Raw genomic sequence first — 14,580 nt, 5'->3', positions numbered from 1 at the left:
CCCTCCACTGTACGAACGTGTCGCCTGGATTGTCAACAATGTAAGCGACACTATCGTCGCGTGGCTCTGGTCACGCTCGTTAGGGTGGAGTCGTGACGATCTTGGTGCGCAAGTCCGGACCCGCCGACCGCCCGGCGATCCTCGCGCTGCTCGACGGCGCCCGCGGCCTCGACCTGAGCCCTGAGGAACGCGCCGCGCAGGGCTTCGTGCAGGGCAGCTTCGACGCCGGCAAACTCGTCCCGTTCGAGACCACCAGCGGCGTCTTCCTCGCGGAGGACGTCGGCGAACCGGCCGGCGTCGCGCTGACGTCACCGGCCGAGTCCGCCGGCGGCGGCCCGCCCGGCCGCACGGTCGAGGTCGCGCGCGCCGCAGGCCTGACCGAGGGCGTGTTCCTTTACGGCCCTGTCACGGTCGCGCCGGCCCACCGCGGCCAGGGCGTGGTGCGGCTGCTGCTCGCCTCCGTGGCCGAGCACCTCGCCGGCTACCGCGCGGGCGTGCTGTTCGTGGAGCGCGCCAACGAGAAGTCGCTGGCCGTGCACACGCACCTCGGCATGAAGCACGTCGGCGACTTCACGCACGCGGACCGGGAGTACGCCGTCTTCTCGTTCACTCCGGCGCAGTTTCGCGCCTGACCCGCAGCCACTGCTCGAACCCGGCGGCGACGATGCGCTCGTCGTGCACCCCGGCCGCCTCGGGCGAGGCCAGCCACACGATGGGCGGCGCCATCACCTCCGGCTCGAGGAACCGGTGACCGGCGGGCGCGTCCGGCAGCATGCCCGTGACGGTCGCGCCGCCGGGCAGCAGCAGGTTCACCGTGACGCCGGTGCCGCGCAGGTCCGCCGCCATCACGCGGGACAGCGATTCGCTGCCCGCGCGCGACGGCCCGTAGGGCACGAACCCGGCCCGGCTCATGGTCGCCTCGCTCACCGCGATGTTCACGATCCGCCCGCCACCCGCGGCCAGCATCCGCGGCGTCGCCTCGCGGGCCACCAGGAAGTAGCCCGTCAGGTTCGTCTCCACCACCTCGCGGAAACCCTTGACCGGGACTCGCCAGAACCCGCGCGGCTCGGTCATGAACCGCGGGTTGACCGTGCGCATGCCGAGCCCGGCGTTGTTGACCAGCAGGTCGATCCCGCCGAGCCGCTCCCACACCTCCGCGACGGCTCGCGCCACCGACGCGTCGTCACGCACGTCCAGCTCGACCCCGAACGCCCCCGGCAGCCCGGCGGCGACCTCGCGCGCCCGCTCCCCCGACCGTCCGCTCACCGCGACACCCGCCCCGGCTCCGGCGAGCGCGGTCGCCATCGCCAGCCCGAGGCCGCTGGTCGCACCTGTCACGAGCACCCTCGACTCCATCGCACCGACGCTAGGAGCTGGTGCGCGCTCCAGGTCAAGCGGGCCGGGGTATGGGAAGTCTTCAACGCGACGATTAGTCCGCAAAGGACAGACCTCAGCAGGCGCAGCGAATCGTGAACTCTTTCTCCTGCCCCGCCAGCGACATGACGTGTGCGTTGAGGTTCGCCCGCACACTCCCCCGGATCTCGTTGTCGACGCGGTACAGGTCGGTCACCAGCGTTTCCCAGTCCCGGTTGCCGTCGGCCGCCCAGCGGAACGGCAGCCGGCGCAGCGACCACGGCCCGGCCGGGTCCACGGCCGCACCCGTCTCCAGCGCGGCGCGGACGATGGCGCGTTGCTGCTCGACCTCGCGGGGCCGGCCACCGGGACAACCGAGCGGGAAATCGAGGAACGTCGCGCGCGGGGCTTTGACCGCCGAGGCCGCGCGGTGCAGCGTCGTGAGGCTGGTGGTCGGCAAGCCCCGACGTTCGATCGCGCGCGCCAGGACCCCGCCGGCGACGTGGCACTGCGGACAGAATGGCACGACCAGCACGAGGTCCACCCCCATCGCGGTGAACTCGTCCACGATCCTCGGCGCGGTCTCGGTGGCGAGCTCGTCGTACTGCGAGATCGAGCCGACCATCGACACGGCGCGGTCGGCGTAGCGGCCGATCACGCCCGCGCGCTCGAGGTCGAGCATCGTGTCGCGGGGGTAGGCGACGTTCGCGTCGGCCAGCGCGAACGCCCGGATCGGCGTCATGTGCGCGAACAGCACCTCGGACAGGTCACGCTCGCGCGGCAGCAGGCGGTAGGACAGGTCGCTGCGCTGCTCCAGCCGCTTCTGGTCCGGGTAGTAGGCGCCGCACGTGACGAGCAGCCCGACGGTCGCGTCGCCCAGTGGCTTGCGCAGCGGGGTGAGCTCGGGCGCGTCGAACGCCGGCACGCTCAGCGGCGGGATGCCGAGCACGGGGCCCGCCACGTTCGCGTCGAAGTCGTAGGTCCGGGAGTCAGCCTGGACGGTCATGGGTGATCCGTTCCTTCCTCGTGGTCGGTCAAGATCCAGGCTACGTCAGATATTCGAATATATATCCAATACTCGAATGATGACCCGAACGGACGAGCGCGGCGAAGCCGGCTCCAGGCTCGAACATTCGTAGAATGGACGGGTGCCCGACAAGGAGACCCGCAACGAGCGCGTGTACCTGAGCCTGCGCGAGGAGATCCTCTCCGGCGCGCGCGAACCGGGCTCGCCGCTGCGCACGGCGGAGCTGTGCAAACGCTTCGAGTGCAGCGTCGGCGTCGCGCGCGAGAGCCTGCTGCGCCTGGCCGAGCGCGACCTGGTGCAGGAGCGGCCGATGCAGGGCTTCCGCGTCGCGGCGCTGTCGGAGGCGGACCTGCGCGACCTCACCGAGGCCCGGCTGGAGATCGAGACGCTCGCGTTGAAACATTCGGTGCGCGAGGGCGACGCGGCGTGGGAGGCGCGCGTGGTCGGCGCCCACCACCTGCTGCTCGTCACGCCGCGCACGGACGACCCGCGGTCCTCGGTCGCGGCCGGCAAGGCCCACGGCGCGTTCCACACCGCGCTGCTCGAAGGCTGCCGCAACCAGCGCATCCTCGCGATGGCGTACCGGCTGCGCGACAAGGGTGAGCTCTACCGCCGCTGGTCCGTCGCGGAGCCGGACGGCGAACGTGACGTCGACGCCGAGCACCGCGGCCTGCTCGACGCCGTGCTCGCCCGCGATGCCGACCTGGCGGCCGGCCGCCTCGCCGCCCACCTCGAAGCGACCCACGAAACGCTCGTGAGGGGCCTCTGACGCGCGTCCACTGTGGCCGGTCCACGCACCGTCCACAGCCGACGACGCACCGTCACGGGGCGAACCGAGCAGGAATCGAGAAGCGCTCACGCGGCCGCCCCGGTTAGCGTCGAAGACACGCAGTCGAACCGACAAACACCGGGAGCCACAATGTCCACCACGCAAGGCATCAAGACCGTGCTGCACTCCGTCTCCGACCTGAGCAAGGCCAAGGAGGTCTACACCGCGCTGCTCGGGATCACGCCGCAGGCCGACAGCGAGTACTACGTCGGGTTCGACACCGCCGGCCAGCACATCGGCCTCGTGCCGAACGGCGGCCCGCAGGCCGCGCCCTCGCCCGTGGCCTACTGGCACGTCGACGACATCGAGGCGAAGCTGGCCGAGGTGACCGCGGCGGGCGCCGTGGTGCGGGAGGAGCCGAAGAACGTCGGCGGCGGGCGGCTCGTCGCCACCGTCACCGACCCGGACGGCAACGTGCTGGGCCTGCTCCAGGACCGCTGAACCGCCGCCCGCTCCGGGCGAGCGGGCGGCCGATCGGCCACGAGCATCCCGCCCGAGCTGGTTGAATCGACGCCAGCCGCTCCACCGACCCCGTCGACGCCGCACGCGCGGCCCGCGTCCCAGCAGAGGGAGACCCGATGACCACGGCGAAGGCCAAGCCCTCGTCCGCGCCGCAGGGCGCCGACAGCCACGACGTGATCCGCGTGCACGGCGCGCGCGTGAACAATCTGAAGGACGTCAGCGTCGAGCTGCCGAAACGCCGCCTGACCGTGTTCACCGGTGTGTCCGGCTCGGGCAAGAGCTCGCTGGTCTTCGGCACGATCGCGGCGGAGTCGCAGCGGCTGATCAACGAGACCTACAGCGCGTTCGTTCAGGGCTTCATGCCCACGCTCGCCCGGCCGGACGTCGACGTGCTCGAAGGCCTCACGACGGCGATCATCGTGGACCAGGAGCGCATGGGCGCCGACCCGCGGTCCACTGTGGGCACCGCGACCGACGCCAACGCGATGCTGCGGATCCTCTTCAGCCGGCTCGGCAAGCCGTACATCGGTTCGCCGCAGGCGTTTTCCTTCAACGTCGCGTCGATCAGCGGCGGTGGCGCGGTGACGTTCGAACGCGCCGGGCGGACGGTGAAGGAGCGCCGCACCTTCAGCATCACCGGCGGCATGTGCCCGCGGTGCGAGGGCCGCGGCAAGGTCAACGACATCGACCTCACCGCGCTCTACGACGAGAACAAGTCGCTCAACGAAGGCGCCATCACCATCCCCGGCTACAGCATGGAGGGCTGGTACGGCCGGATCTTCCGCGGCAGCGGCTTCTTCGACGCGGACAAGCCGATCAGGAAGTTCACGAAAAAAGAGCTGAACGACCTGGTGTACAAGGAACCGACGAAGATCAAGGTCGAGGGCATCAACCTCACCTACTCGGGACTCGTGCCCGCGATCCAGAAGTCGTTCCTGTCCAAGGACGTCGACGCGATGCAGCCGCACATCCGCGCGTTCGTGGAGCGGGCGGTCACGTTCACCGTCTGCCCGGAGTGCGAGGGCACGCGCCTGTCGGCGGAGGCGCGTTCGTCGAAGATCGGCAAGCTGTCCATCGCCGATGCGTGCGCGATGCAGATCAACGACCTGGCCGAGTGGGTGAGCGGGCTGAAGGAACCGTCGGTCGCTCCCCTGCTGGCGTCGCTGCGGCACACGCTCGACTCGTTCGTCGAGATCGGGCTCGGTTACCTCTCGCTCGACCGGCCGTCGGGCACGCTCTCGGGCGGCGAGGCGCAGCGCACCAAGATGATCCGTCACCTCGGCTCGTCGCTGACCGACGTGACCTACGTGTTCGACGAGCCGAGCATCGGCCTGCACCCGCACGACATCCAGCGCATGAACGGCCTGCTGCAGCAGCTGCGCGACAAGGGCAACACGGTGCTCGTGGTGGAGCACAAGCCGGAGACGATCGCGATCGGCGACCACGTCGTCGACCTCGGCCCCGACGCGGGCAGCGGCGGCGGCGAGGTCGTGTACGAGGGCAGTGTCGAGGGCCTGCGCAAGTCCGGCACCCGCACCGGCCGCCACCTGGACGACCGCGCGAAGCTGAAGCCGTCGGTGCGCACGCCGTCGGGCGCCCTCGAGGTGCGCGGCGCGAGCACGCACAACCTGCAGGACGTGGACGTCGACATCCCGCTCGGCGTACTCGTGGTCGTCACCGGCGTGGCCGGTTCGGGCAAGAGCTCCCTCATCCACGGCTCGGTGTCCGGCGGCCCCGACGTGGTGACCGTGGACCAGGGTGCGATCCGCGGGTCGCGGCGCAGCAACCCGGCCACCTACACCGGCCTGCTGGAGCCGATCCGCAAGGCCTTCGCGAAGGCCAACGGCGTGAAGCCGGCCCTGTTCAGCGCCAACTCCGAGGGCGCGTGCCCGAACTGCAACGGCGCGGGTGTCGTCTACACCGACCTCGCGATGATGGCCGGCGTCGCCACGCCGTGCGAGGTGTGCGAGGGCAAGCGGTTCCAGGCTTCGGTGCTCGAATACCGGTTCGGCGGCCGCGACATCAGCGAGGTCCTCACGATGCCGGTGGCCGAGGCCGTGGACTTCTTCGCCGACGGCGAGGCCAAGATCCCGGCGGCGCACAAGATCCTGCAGCGCCTGGCCGACGTCGGCCTCGGCTACCTCACGCTGGGCCAGCCCCTCACCACCCTCTCGGGCGGCGAGCGCCAGCGCATCAAGCTCGCCACGAACATGGGCACCGACGGCGGCGTCTACGTCCTCGACGAGCCGACCGCCGGCCTCCACCTGGCCGACGTCGACCAGCTGCTCGGCCTCCTGGACCGCCTCGTCGACGCCGGCAAGTCGGTCATCGTCATCGAACACCACCAAGCCGTGATGGCCCACGCCGACTGGATCATCGACCTCGGCCCGGGCGCCGGCCACGACGGCGGCCGCGTGGTCTTCGAGGGCACGCCGGCCGACCTCGTCGCGAAGCGCGCCACGCTGACTGGGGAGCATTTGGCGGACTACGTCGGTGCGTGAGCCGAGCGGCTCAGGAACCTTTCGGCAGTGCGGGGGTTCCTGAGCCGGTGCACGGTTGCGTGGCGGTGTGCTCGGCGAACGTGGCCTCGATGACGGGCAGCGCGGCCGCGGGGGGAGCCCTGCCAGATGTGCTTGACGGAGTGCTGAACAGCGCCCGTGTAGGTGACACCGCAGACCGCACCGAGCTGATGAACCGCAGGTCAGGGTTGTTGTCCACAAGCAACGCGAGTTGTGGATGATCCGGCCTCTGGCCAGCTCGACCACCCGATTCTGTCGGTGCGGGCCGATACGCTGGAAGCGGGCAGGCCCGACCGGCCTTCCCGGCCGCGTTCCAGCCCCCCGACCCGCACCGAGCGACGGATCGTGAAGGTCCGTGTGCTGCGGCGCTGGGGGCCGGCCCGGATCGCGTTCTTCCTGCGCCCGGTGCCCTCCACCGTGCACCGCGTGCTGGCTCGTTACGGCCTGGCCCGCCTGTACCATCTCGACCGGGCCACAGCCGGTCGATCCGCCGCTACGAGCGCGCCGCAGCAGGCGAACTCGTGCCCGTGGACATCAAAAAACTGGGCAGAATCCCTGACGGGGGCGGGGACCGGGCCGTGGGCCGTCAGGCCGGACACCGGCACCGCACCCGCACACCGGGCAAGACCCTCGACGCCCGCGGCCGTAGCCACGTCGGCTACAGCTACCCACACAACGCCGTGGACGATCACTCGCGGCTGGCCTACAGCGAGATCTTGCCCGACGAGCGCACAGAGACCGCCGCCGCGTTCTGGCAACGCGCGCAACTGTTCTTCACCACCCACGGAATCACAGTGCAGACAGTGCTCGGCGACAACGGCGCCTGCTACACATCACGCCTCTGGCGCGACACGCTCACCAACGCCGGGATCATCCACACACACCCGCCCCTACCGCGCAAACGGGAAAGTAGAACGCTTCAACCGCACCCTGCTCGCCGAATGGGCCTACAACAGCCCTACCCCTCCGAACGCGCCCGCCGCGACGCCCTCCCCGGCTGGCTCCACACCCACAATCACCACCGCGGGCACACCGCACTCGGCGGCCACCCACCGGCCAGCCGCGTTCCCAACCTCCCAGGACAGAACACCTAGGGAGGGCGGGGGCCTGTCCGGCGGAGAGCTGGATGCGCTCGGGCTCGGCCTCCGGCGGCTAGCGGCGCACGAGCCAGAACGACGGGGTGCGCGACCGAGAACAGCGCATCGAGCTCCACCACGGGCACGTCGAGGGTCGTGCCGAGGCGTGCGGCGAACGTCGACTTGCCCGCGCCGCTGCGGCCAAGGAGGGCGATGCGCCGCATTGCAGCGCCTCAGTTCGCGGGCAGGGCGGCGGTGAGCTTGCCGGGGTTGAGCATCCAGAGGATCTTGTCGATGCCGTCTTCCGTGGAGGTGAAGCTGATGACGCCGTACACCGCGCCGTTGCGGCTGAGGACGGCGGCGAGGTCGCCGTTGACGTGGGTGAAGACGATGTCGGCGTCCGTCCAGAAGAACGGCTGGTAGGCGCGGATGACCTTGGCGAGCGTGGCCGGGCCGAAGATCGCCGAGCGGGCGGCGCGGGCGACGCCGCCGCCGTCGGAGTAGCTCACCACGTCGGCGGCGAAGAGCTGTTCCAGCGCCGGCAGGTCGCCGGCCTGGGCGGCGGCGAGGAACGCGGTGAGCAGCTTCTTGCGTTCCTCCTCGCTCACCGGCTTGCGCTTCTCCGCGGCCAGGTGCTTGCGGGCGCGGCTCACGTACTGGCGCGCCGTGACCTCGGTGGTCTGGATGATCTCGGCGATCTGCGAGTACGGGTAGTCGAACGCCTCGCGCAGCACGTACGCGGCGCGCTCGGTCGGCGTGAGCTTCTCGAGCAGCATCAGCACGGCGACCTCCAGCGCGGCGGTGCGCTCGGCGCCGAGCTGCGGGTCGGCTGTCGTGTCGACGGGCTCGGGCAGCCAGGGCCCGACGTAGGTCTCGCGCCGCGCGTACGCGGTGCGCGTGGCGTTGATGGCCAGGCGCGTGGTCGTGGTCGCGAGGTAGGCGGCCGGGTTCTCGACCACCGAGCGGTCGGCCTTCTGCCAGCGCAGCCACACCTCCTGCAGCACGTCCTCCGCGTCGGCCGCGCTGCCGAGCATGCGGTACGCGATGCCGAACAGCCGCGGGCGCACCTGCGCGAAGACCTCGGCCGCGTCGTCGAGAGTGGCGCTTCCGCTCTCTTCCATACCCCCGGCAGCCCTTCCGACGACGTGTGCGACTGACGCGGCCAGCTTACGCCCGCCCCGGAATCCGCCGGTGATCATCCACGGCGACGTCCGCCGCGACGTGGTGCTACAGGTCTGTCCACAGTGGAGCTTTCCACGATCGAGTGACAGAAGGCTCGCGAACTGTCCACACCGGAGGCACGATGATCATCGGACCTGCCCGTGACAGGATCGGAGCCGGAATGCGAACAGTGCCGGGAAACGACCGTGGCGGCCGGTGGCGGCGGTCTTTGCTGATCGTCGTCGGGGTGCTGGTGCCGGGAGGGCTGCTGACGGCGCCCGCCTCGGCCGCGCCGGCAGCCGACTACTCGCTCGCCGGGGACACCTACGCGGGCGCGCAAATCGCGGCACACGAAGGGGTGCACAGGGGCCCTGACCTGGCCCGGGCCGACGTCGACCAGACGCTCGGCCACGACGTGAGCGGGCATACCGGCGCCGTCGACTGGAAGGCCGCGAGCGGGGCGGGCGCGCGGTTCACCTACGTCAAGGCGACCGAGGGCACCGGATTCGTCAACCCGCAGTTCGGCGCGCAGTACGACGGCGCCCACGCCGCCGGCATCATCCGCGGCGCCTACCACTTCGCGCGCCCCGACGTGTCCGGCGGCGCGCAGCAGGCGGAGTACTTCATCGCGAACGGCGGGGCCTGGCGCGGCGACGGCAAAACGCTGCCCGGCGCCCTCGACATCGAGTACAACCCGTACGGCGACGCCTGTTACGGCAAGAGCCCGGCCGACATGACCAACTGGATCGCCGACTTCACCCGCACCTATCTCGCGAAGGAAGGCCGCAGCGCGCTGATCTACACCTCCACCACGTGGTGGAAACGCTGCACCGGCAACACGAACCGCTTCGGCGACACGAATCCGCTGTGGCTCGCCCGCTACGCCCCGCAGATCGGCGAGCTGCCGGCGGGCTGGGACAAGCAGAGCATCTGGCAGTTCTCGCGCACCGGCGGCCTGCCGGGCGACCAGAACTACTACAACGGGCCGTTCAACCGGGTTCAGGCACTGGCGAGCGGGCCGGCCGCCGCAGCGTGACCCCGGCATGAAAAGCGCGGCGCCCGAGCGTCTCGAACGCCTCCGCCAGCTCGGGCGGTCCGACGACCTCCAGGTCCGCGTCGAACCGCCCGAACGCGGCGGCCAGCGAAACCCACGACCACGAGCCCAGCTCCAGCCGGCACCGGTCCGGGCCGGCCTCCTCGACGACGGCGTCCCCGGCGTAGCGCGACACCGCCGCGGCGGGCAGGTCGAGCAGCACCGAGCCGCGGCAGGGCCAGCCGTTGCCGGAGCCCTGGAACCGGCTGGTCACGAAGGCGGCGACGCTGCCGCCGGGCAGCTCGCGCGGGGTGAACCGCGGTCCGGTCGGCGTGCGGGGCGTGAGCCGGTCGGCACGGAAGACGCGCCAGTCGCCGCGGTCGAGGTCCCAGGCCACGAGGTACCAGAGGCCGCCGCGGGCGACGAGGTGGTGCGGTTCGACGCGCCGCGGCGCCGGGCCAGGCGGGTAGTCGAAGCGCAGCACCTCGCTCGCGTGGACGGCGGCGCCCAGCGCGGCGAGCACTTCGCCGCCGACCTGCGGCCCCGGCCGGGCGAGCGCCGTCACGCGGACAGTGTCGATCCGGTGCCGCAGCCGGGCGGGCATGACCTGGCGCACGGTCGTCAACGCCCGCGCGGCCGCCTCCTCGATGCCCGCGCCGGCGGTGGTCGCGAGCTGCAGGGCGACGGCGAGCGCGACGGCCTGCTCGTCATCGAACAGCAACGGCGGCAGCTGCGCGCCGGCGTCGAGGCGGTAGCCGCCGTCGGGTCCCTTGGCCGCGACGATCGGATATCCCAGCTCCCGCAGGCGATCGACGTCGCGCCGGACGGTGCGCGGGCTGACGGCGAGCCGCTCGGCCAGCGCCGCGCCCGGCCAGTCGCGGCGCGCCTGCAGCAGCGAGAGCAACGCCAGCAGGCGGGCGGAAGTCTTCGGCACGGTTTCATCCTGACGGACGAAGCGGCCACATCCTGTCCGCTACCCCTGCCACGATGACGGCATGAGCGAAAAGACCGAACTCCTCACCCAGCTGGCCGAGGCCCGGGAGACGTTGAAGGCGAGCGTCCGCGACCTCACCGACGAGCAGCTCGGCGAGCGCCCCACCGTCAGCGAGCTGTGCCTCGGCGGGCTGGTCAAGCACGTCGCGTCGATGGAAGAGCAGTGGCTGCGTTTCGCCGTCGAAGGCGCGTCGGCGATGAGCTACGAGCTGCCCGAGGGCGTGACCTGGGCCGATTTCGCGGCGGGGACCGCGCGCGAGTACCCGAAGTGGGCGATCGAGCACCAGGCCGAGTTCAGCATGCAGCCCGGCGACACGCTGGCGGCGATCCTGAAGCGCTACGACGAGGTCGCCGCGCGGACCGAGGAGATCGTCACCGCCGTGCCCGATCTGGCGGCGACGCACCCGCTGCCGGAGGCGCCGTGGCACGAGGCCGGGGCCGAGCGCAGTGTGCGCGGGGTCCTGCTGCACGTGATCGTCGAGACCGCGCAGCACGCGGGCCACGCCGATCTGCTGCGCGAGACGCTCGAAGCGTCGTGACCCTGCTGGGCAACCGCGCGCTCAACCGCGCGACGCTCGCCCGCCAGCTGCTGCTGGAGCGCGCCGACCTGCCCGCGCTCGACGCCGTCGCGCACCTGTGCGGGCTGCAGGCGCAGGAGCCGCAGGAACCGTTCACGGGCCTGTGGTCGCGGTTGCGGGGGTTCGACCCGACTGAGCTGTCGGAGCTGCTGGTCGGGCGGCAGGTGGTCCGGACCCATCTCATGCGCCGCACCGTGCACCTCGTCACCGCCGACGACGCCCTCGCCTGGCGCACCCGCCACGACGCGATGCTGCGCCAGCGCGTCCTCGGCGTGTACCGGCGCGAGCTCGACGGCGTCGACCTCACCGAGCTCGCCGCGGCGGGCCGCGCCGTCCTGGCCGACGGCGAACCGCGGTCCATGCCCGAGCTCGCCCGGGCCGTCGCGGACCGCTGGCCCGCGCCCGGGCCGCGCGCGCTGGGCGAGATGCTGGTCGCCGCGCTGGTGCCCGTCGTGCAGCTGCCGCCACGCGGGGTGTGGCGCGAGAAGGCAGGCGTGCGGTACCTGCCGCTGTCCGCCTGGCTGGGCCGCGACGTCCCGGCTCCCCCGGACGACGTCGTGGGCGCCGAGCTGGTCCGCCGCTACCTCGCCGCGTACGGCCCCGCTGCCACCGCCGACCTGCGCGCGTGGTCCGGCCTCGCCGGGCTGCCCGCCGCGGTCGCCTCGGTGCGCGCCGAACTCGTCTCCTTCCGCGACGACCGCGGCCGCGAACTGCTGGACCTCCCCGACGCCCCGCGGCCCGACCCGGACACCCCGGCGCCCGTCCGCTACCTCCCCGCGTTCGACAACGCCCTCCTCGGCTACGCCGACCGCACCCGCATCGTCGACGACGCCCACCGCAACCTCTCCGTCGCGGGCTCCCGCGTCCTCCTCGTGGACGGCCGCGTCACAGCGACGTGGACCGTCGAGGAGGGCACGGTGGTGGTGTCCCCGTTGCGCCGCCTGACGCGGGCGGAGCGCGCGGCCGTCTGCGACGAAGGCGAGGCAGTGGCGTTGTTCTTGTCGGACGGGGAACACCGGGGCGTCCGCGTCGAAAGGTGACGCCGAATGCCGCAGTGGCCTGAGTTTGGGCTTCAACGGCAACGGGGGACTCGGCGACGGCACCGAGACCGACCGCGCCGTCCCCGGGCCGGTGTGCGCTGTGAGCGCAACGGACTGCACGGCCACGCCACTCACCGGGATCACCACGCTCGCCGTCGACGGCCAGGTCACCCTGGCTCGCACTTCCGAAGCCACGATGCTCGCCTGGGGCGCGAACCTCGACGGCATGCTCGGCAACGGGACCACGACCGACAGCCTCGCTCCGGCCACAGTTCTGTCTTCCGACGGGTCCGGCCCGTTGACCGGCGTCGCCGCGATCGCTGTCGGACGCCGGCACCGCCTCGCGATCCGGGCCGGGTCCTGAGGGGCAAGCACCAGCGCGCTGACCCCGCGGTACTAGGACCACCGGACGATGGTGACCGGCCCCGGGGCGGCGTGACGATGAGGACATGACGAACTCACCGCAGAACAGCACGCAGCGGACCCGGCGCCGGGTCATCGGGGTGGCCGCGGGGACGGTGGCGGCCGCCGGGATCGTGACGGCGGTCGTGTGGGGCGGGGTGGCCGCGGGGTCACCGGAGCCCGCGACGAGGCCGGCCGCAGTTGTGTCCTTTGAGGACAATCCGCAGGCCGGGGGCCGGACCACGGCGGCCGTGGTGCCCGGGGATCGGCGCGGGGGCACGGGGGTCGAGCCGGGGGACGATCGGGATGCCCGGGCTCAGGTGACCGATGGCCGGGCACCGCAGTCGACCACGTACGCGCCGCCGACCGCCACCACGCACCCGGAAACGAGCCGCAACCACGTCGAGCCCGGCGATGACCACGGCCGGCACGTCGAGCCGGGAGACGACCACGGCCGGCACCTCGAGCCCGGGGACGACCACGGGCGCCACAACGAGCCCGGTGACGACCACGGCGGCGACAGCGGCCACGGTGGTCCCGGCCGGCACTGAACAACTCCACAAAGGACGGTGCCACCGCCGGAAACCCCGGCAGTGGCACCGACCTCCGTCAGTGGTGCGGCCGCTTCAGGCCGGTCAGGTCGCGCTTGACGACGGTGTTGCGGTCGCCCACGGTGTTGCCGAAGGCGAACTGCGGCCAGTAGCCCATGATCTCCTGGCGGCTGCGCTCGCTCCACTGGCGGGCGAGTGCGCTGCGGGACTTGTAGAAGTTCAGCGCGTAACCGTGGGTGTGCAGGCGAAGGATTGAGAAGCCGCCCGGGTATTCCTTGGCGGCGGCCACTTCCTGCAGCGTCACGCGCGGGGCCGTCGGGCTGATCGTGCGGTGGTTGCGGTGGGTGTGGCCCGCGTGGTGCAGGAACACGCCCGGGGTCTGCGAGTACCAGTCGAGGATCTGCGCGGCCTGGGTGGCGTCGACGGAGCTGCCCGCGGTGATCGGGAACGCCGAGTCCTGCATCACGAGCGGGTGGTGGCCGAACACGAGCGTCGGCTGGTCGCGATGCTTCTTGAGGTCGGTACGGAACCAGTCGAGCTGCTCGGGCGACAGGCCGCCGGCGTCGCCGCCGTTGCCGGGCTTGTCGTAGGTGTCGAGGCCGATCACGTGCAGGCCGGACAGGTCACGCGAAAAGTAGGTGCGCTCGGTGTGCGGGAAGTACGCGTCGTGGAAGCAGTCGTTGCCCTGCCACTGCCCGACGCGGCAGGTCGAGTACGCGTCGCCGATGTGCGCGCGGTCGTGGTTGCCGCGCGTGACGAAGTAATCCTCCTGGTAGCGGCCGAAGCGCGAGAGCAGGTGCCCGGCACGGCTGAGGTCGGTCGGCATGGCCTCGGAGGAGATGTCACCGGCGGCGAGCAGGTAGCGCGGGTCGAAGCGCTTCACGTCCTGCACCAGCGATTCCAGCATCACCTCCGGGTACGGCGGCAGCCCGGGCACCTGAGAGATCCCGATGTACTGCGGCTGCCCGCCGACGAGCCCGGCCTGCGTCTCGCCCATGTGGGTGTCGTTGCACAGCACCACCGAGAACAGGTGGCTGCCCTCCGGCGGCTGCGGCGTCTTGAACTCGAACGGTCCCGTCGTGCCGAGGCCGCGGTCCGTGGTGCCCACGGCGTTGCCGGCGATGAGCGTGAACGCGGTGGGCGCGGCGAGCTTGCCGTTGGAACGGGCCTGGTAGTAGTACGTCTGGCCCGGCTCGAGGTCGGTCAGCTCGACGTAGTGGTACGGGGTGTGACCGGTGATGTCGTGCGCGACCCGGTTGAGGCGGTTGGGGTTGGCGCCGTAGCGGACTTCGCCGTCGGCGTCGGCCGGGACCATGCGGCCGAGCCCGTCGTCGGTGCCGGCGCGGCCGGTGTACCACGTGATCACGGCGCGGTCTTCCGCGAGCGTCACGAGTTCGAGGTTGACGGGCGTCACCGGGCCCGAGCCTTGGGAGTCGGTCGCGGCCAGCGCGCGGGCGGGGTCGAGCAACGTCGTCGAACCCGCCGTGGCGGCGTACGCGGTCCAGCGCAACAGGTCTCGGCGGGTGAAATCGCAAGCAGGCATGCGCTGCAAGCTC

14 protein-coding genes and 1 pseudogene are annotated in these 14,580 nt (G+C 71.7%); 10 read left to right on the top strand and 5 right to left on the bottom strand.

Annotated features, from left to right (window positions below; translation table 11 throughout):
• Positions 1-92: 92 nt before the first annotated feature.
• Positions 93-632, top strand: coding sequence for a GNAT family N-acetyltransferase (locus ACFY1H_RS35130; protein WP_386953662.1), 540 nt, complete (start codon positions 93-95; stop codon positions 630-632).
• On the opposite strand, the gene ACFY1H_RS35125 is transcribed toward ACFY1H_RS35130, so the two are convergent.
• The gene (locus tag ACFY1H_RS35125; protein WP_386953659.1) at positions 607-1,356 is read right to left on the bottom strand and encodes an SDR family NAD(P)-dependent oxidoreductase; all 750 of its coding nucleotides are present in this window, start codon (positions 1,354-1,356) and stop codon (positions 607-609) included. The genes ACFY1H_RS35130 and ACFY1H_RS35125 overlap by 26 nt on opposite strands.
• A gap of 94 nt (positions 1,357-1,450) precedes the next feature.
• A complete protein-coding gene (locus ACFY1H_RS35120; protein WP_386953656.1) occupies positions 1,451-2,359 on the bottom strand; it encodes a hypothetical protein in 909 nt (302 codons plus the stop codon).
• Between the two features lie 142 nt (positions 2,360-2,501).
• On the opposite strand from ACFY1H_RS35120, the gene ACFY1H_RS35115 reads away from it, so the two are divergent.
• From ACFY1H_RS35115 to ACFY1H_RS35100, 4 genes and pseudogenes are all read left to right on the top strand, one after another.
• The gene (locus ACFY1H_RS35115) at positions 2,502-3,149 is read left to right on the top strand and encodes a GntR family transcriptional regulator (protein ID WP_366578309.1); all 648 of its coding nucleotides are present in this window, start codon (positions 2,502-2,504) and stop codon (positions 3,147-3,149) included.
• Positions 3,150-3,299: 150 nt separating this feature from the next.
• Positions 3,300-3,650 (top strand): VOC family protein, encoded by a 351-nt coding sequence (locus ACFY1H_RS35110; protein ID WP_386953653.1) that lies wholly within the window; start codon positions 3,300-3,302, stop codon positions 3,648-3,650.
• Between the two features lie 137 nt (positions 3,651-3,787).
• Complete coding sequence (locus ACFY1H_RS35105; protein ID WP_386953650.1) at positions 3,788-6,172, top strand: ATP-binding cassette domain-containing protein; 2,385 nt, start codon at positions 3,788-3,790, stop codon at positions 6,170-6,172.
• A 294-nt stretch (positions 6,173-6,466) separates the two neighbouring features.
• A pseudogene (locus tag ACFY1H_RS35100) lies at positions 6,467-7,284 on the top strand (IS481 family transposase); the annotation flags it as partial.
• A 215-nt stretch (positions 7,285-7,499) separates the two neighbouring features.
• Here the strand turns inward: ACFY1H_RS35100 and ACFY1H_RS35095 are convergent.
• Positions 7,500-8,387: an RNA polymerase sigma-70 factor gene (locus ACFY1H_RS35095; RefSeq protein WP_386953647.1), complete on the bottom strand. Its 888-nt coding sequence runs from the start codon at positions 8,385-8,387 to the stop codon at positions 7,500-7,502.
• Between the two features lie 221 nt (positions 8,388-8,608).
• On the opposite strand from ACFY1H_RS35095, the gene ACFY1H_RS35090 reads away from it, so the two are divergent.
• Complete coding sequence (locus tag ACFY1H_RS35090) at positions 8,609-9,463, top strand: lysozyme (protein WP_386953644.1); 855 nt, start codon at positions 8,609-8,611, stop codon at positions 9,461-9,463.
• Here the strand turns inward: ACFY1H_RS35090 and ACFY1H_RS35085 are convergent.
• Positions 9,417-10,394: a WYL domain-containing protein gene (locus tag ACFY1H_RS35085; RefSeq protein WP_366578299.1), complete on the bottom strand. Its 978-nt coding sequence runs from the start codon at positions 10,392-10,394 to the stop codon at positions 9,417-9,419. The genes ACFY1H_RS35090 and ACFY1H_RS35085 overlap by 47 nt on opposite strands.
• A gap of 61 nt (positions 10,395-10,455) precedes the next feature.
• Between ACFY1H_RS35085 and ACFY1H_RS35080 the strand changes: the two genes are divergently transcribed.
• From ACFY1H_RS35080 to ACFY1H_RS35065, 4 genes are all read left to right on the top strand, one after another.
• Positions 10,456-10,992 carry a DinB family protein gene (locus ACFY1H_RS35080; RefSeq protein ID WP_386953642.1) on the top strand — a complete coding sequence of 179 codons (537 nt, stop codon included), beginning with the start codon at positions 10,456-10,458 and terminating at the stop codon, positions 10,990-10,992.
• On the top strand, positions 10,989-12,071 hold the full coding sequence (locus ACFY1H_RS35075) for a winged helix DNA-binding domain-containing protein (protein WP_366578295.1): 1,083 nt from the start codon (positions 10,989-10,991) through the stop codon (positions 12,069-12,071). The genes ACFY1H_RS35080 and ACFY1H_RS35075 overlap by 4 nt, the downstream gene beginning before the upstream one ends.
• A 100-nt stretch (positions 12,072-12,171) precedes the next feature.
• Complete coding sequence (locus ACFY1H_RS35070; protein WP_386953640.1) at positions 12,172-12,435, top strand: hypothetical protein; 264 nt, start codon at positions 12,172-12,174, stop codon at positions 12,433-12,435.
• A gap of 85 nt (positions 12,436-12,520) precedes the next feature.
• Positions 12,521-13,024: a hypothetical protein gene (locus ACFY1H_RS35065; RefSeq protein WP_366578291.1), complete on the top strand. Its 504-nt coding sequence runs from the start codon at positions 12,521-12,523 to the stop codon at positions 13,022-13,024.
• 58 nt (positions 13,025-13,082) lie between these two features.
• Here ACFY1H_RS35065 and ACFY1H_RS35060 read toward each other — a convergent pair whose 3' ends face one another.
• Positions 13,083-14,567, bottom strand: a complete 1,485-nt coding sequence (locus ACFY1H_RS35060; RefSeq protein WP_386953637.1) for a metallophosphoesterase — start codon at positions 14,565-14,567, stop codon at positions 13,083-13,085.
• Between the last annotated feature and the right edge of the window lie 13 nt (positions 14,568-14,580).

Source organism: Amycolatopsis sp. NPDC001319, from assembly GCF_042896185.1.
Taxonomy (GTDB): domain Bacteria; phylum Actinomycetota; class Actinomycetes; order Mycobacteriales; family Pseudonocardiaceae; genus Amycolatopsis.
Note: the sequence above shows the minus strand (reverse complement) of the source record. Positions and strands in the feature narration are given on the sequence as shown.

Excerpts from the sequence above, each read along its gene's own strand:
- ACFY1H_RS35060 (WP_386953637.1), bottom strand. The coding sequence starts at position 14,567 with ATGCCTGCTTGCGATTTCACCCGCCGAGACCTGTTGCGCTGGACCGCG.
- ACFY1H_RS35095 (WP_386953647.1), bottom strand. The coding sequence starts at position 8,387 with ATGGAAGAGAGCGGAAGCGCCACTCTCGACGACGCGGCCGAGGTCTTC.
- ACFY1H_RS35120 (WP_386953656.1), bottom strand. The coding sequence starts at position 2,359 with ATGACCGTCCAGGCTGACTCCCGGACCTACGACTTCGACGCGAACGTG.
- ACFY1H_RS35080 (WP_386953642.1), top strand. The coding sequence starts at position 10,456 with ATGAGCGAAAAGACCGAACTCCTCACCCAGCTGGCCGAGGCCCGGGAG.
- ACFY1H_RS35125 (WP_386953659.1), bottom strand. The coding sequence starts at position 1,356 with ATGGAGTCGAGGGTGCTCGTGACAGGTGCGACCAGCGGCCTCGGGCTG.
- ACFY1H_RS35065 (WP_366578291.1), top strand. The coding sequence starts at position 12,521 with ATGACGAACTCACCGCAGAACAGCACGCAGCGGACCCGGCGCCGGGTC.
- ACFY1H_RS35105 (WP_386953650.1), top strand. The coding sequence starts at position 3,788 with ATGACCACGGCGAAGGCCAAGCCCTCGTCCGCGCCGCAGGGCGCCGAC.
- ACFY1H_RS35110 (WP_386953653.1), top strand. The coding sequence starts at position 3,300 with ATGTCCACCACGCAAGGCATCAAGACCGTGCTGCACTCCGTCTCCGAC.
- ACFY1H_RS35090 (WP_386953644.1), top strand. The coding sequence starts at position 8,609 with ATGCGAACAGTGCCGGGAAACGACCGTGGCGGCCGGTGGCGGCGGTCT.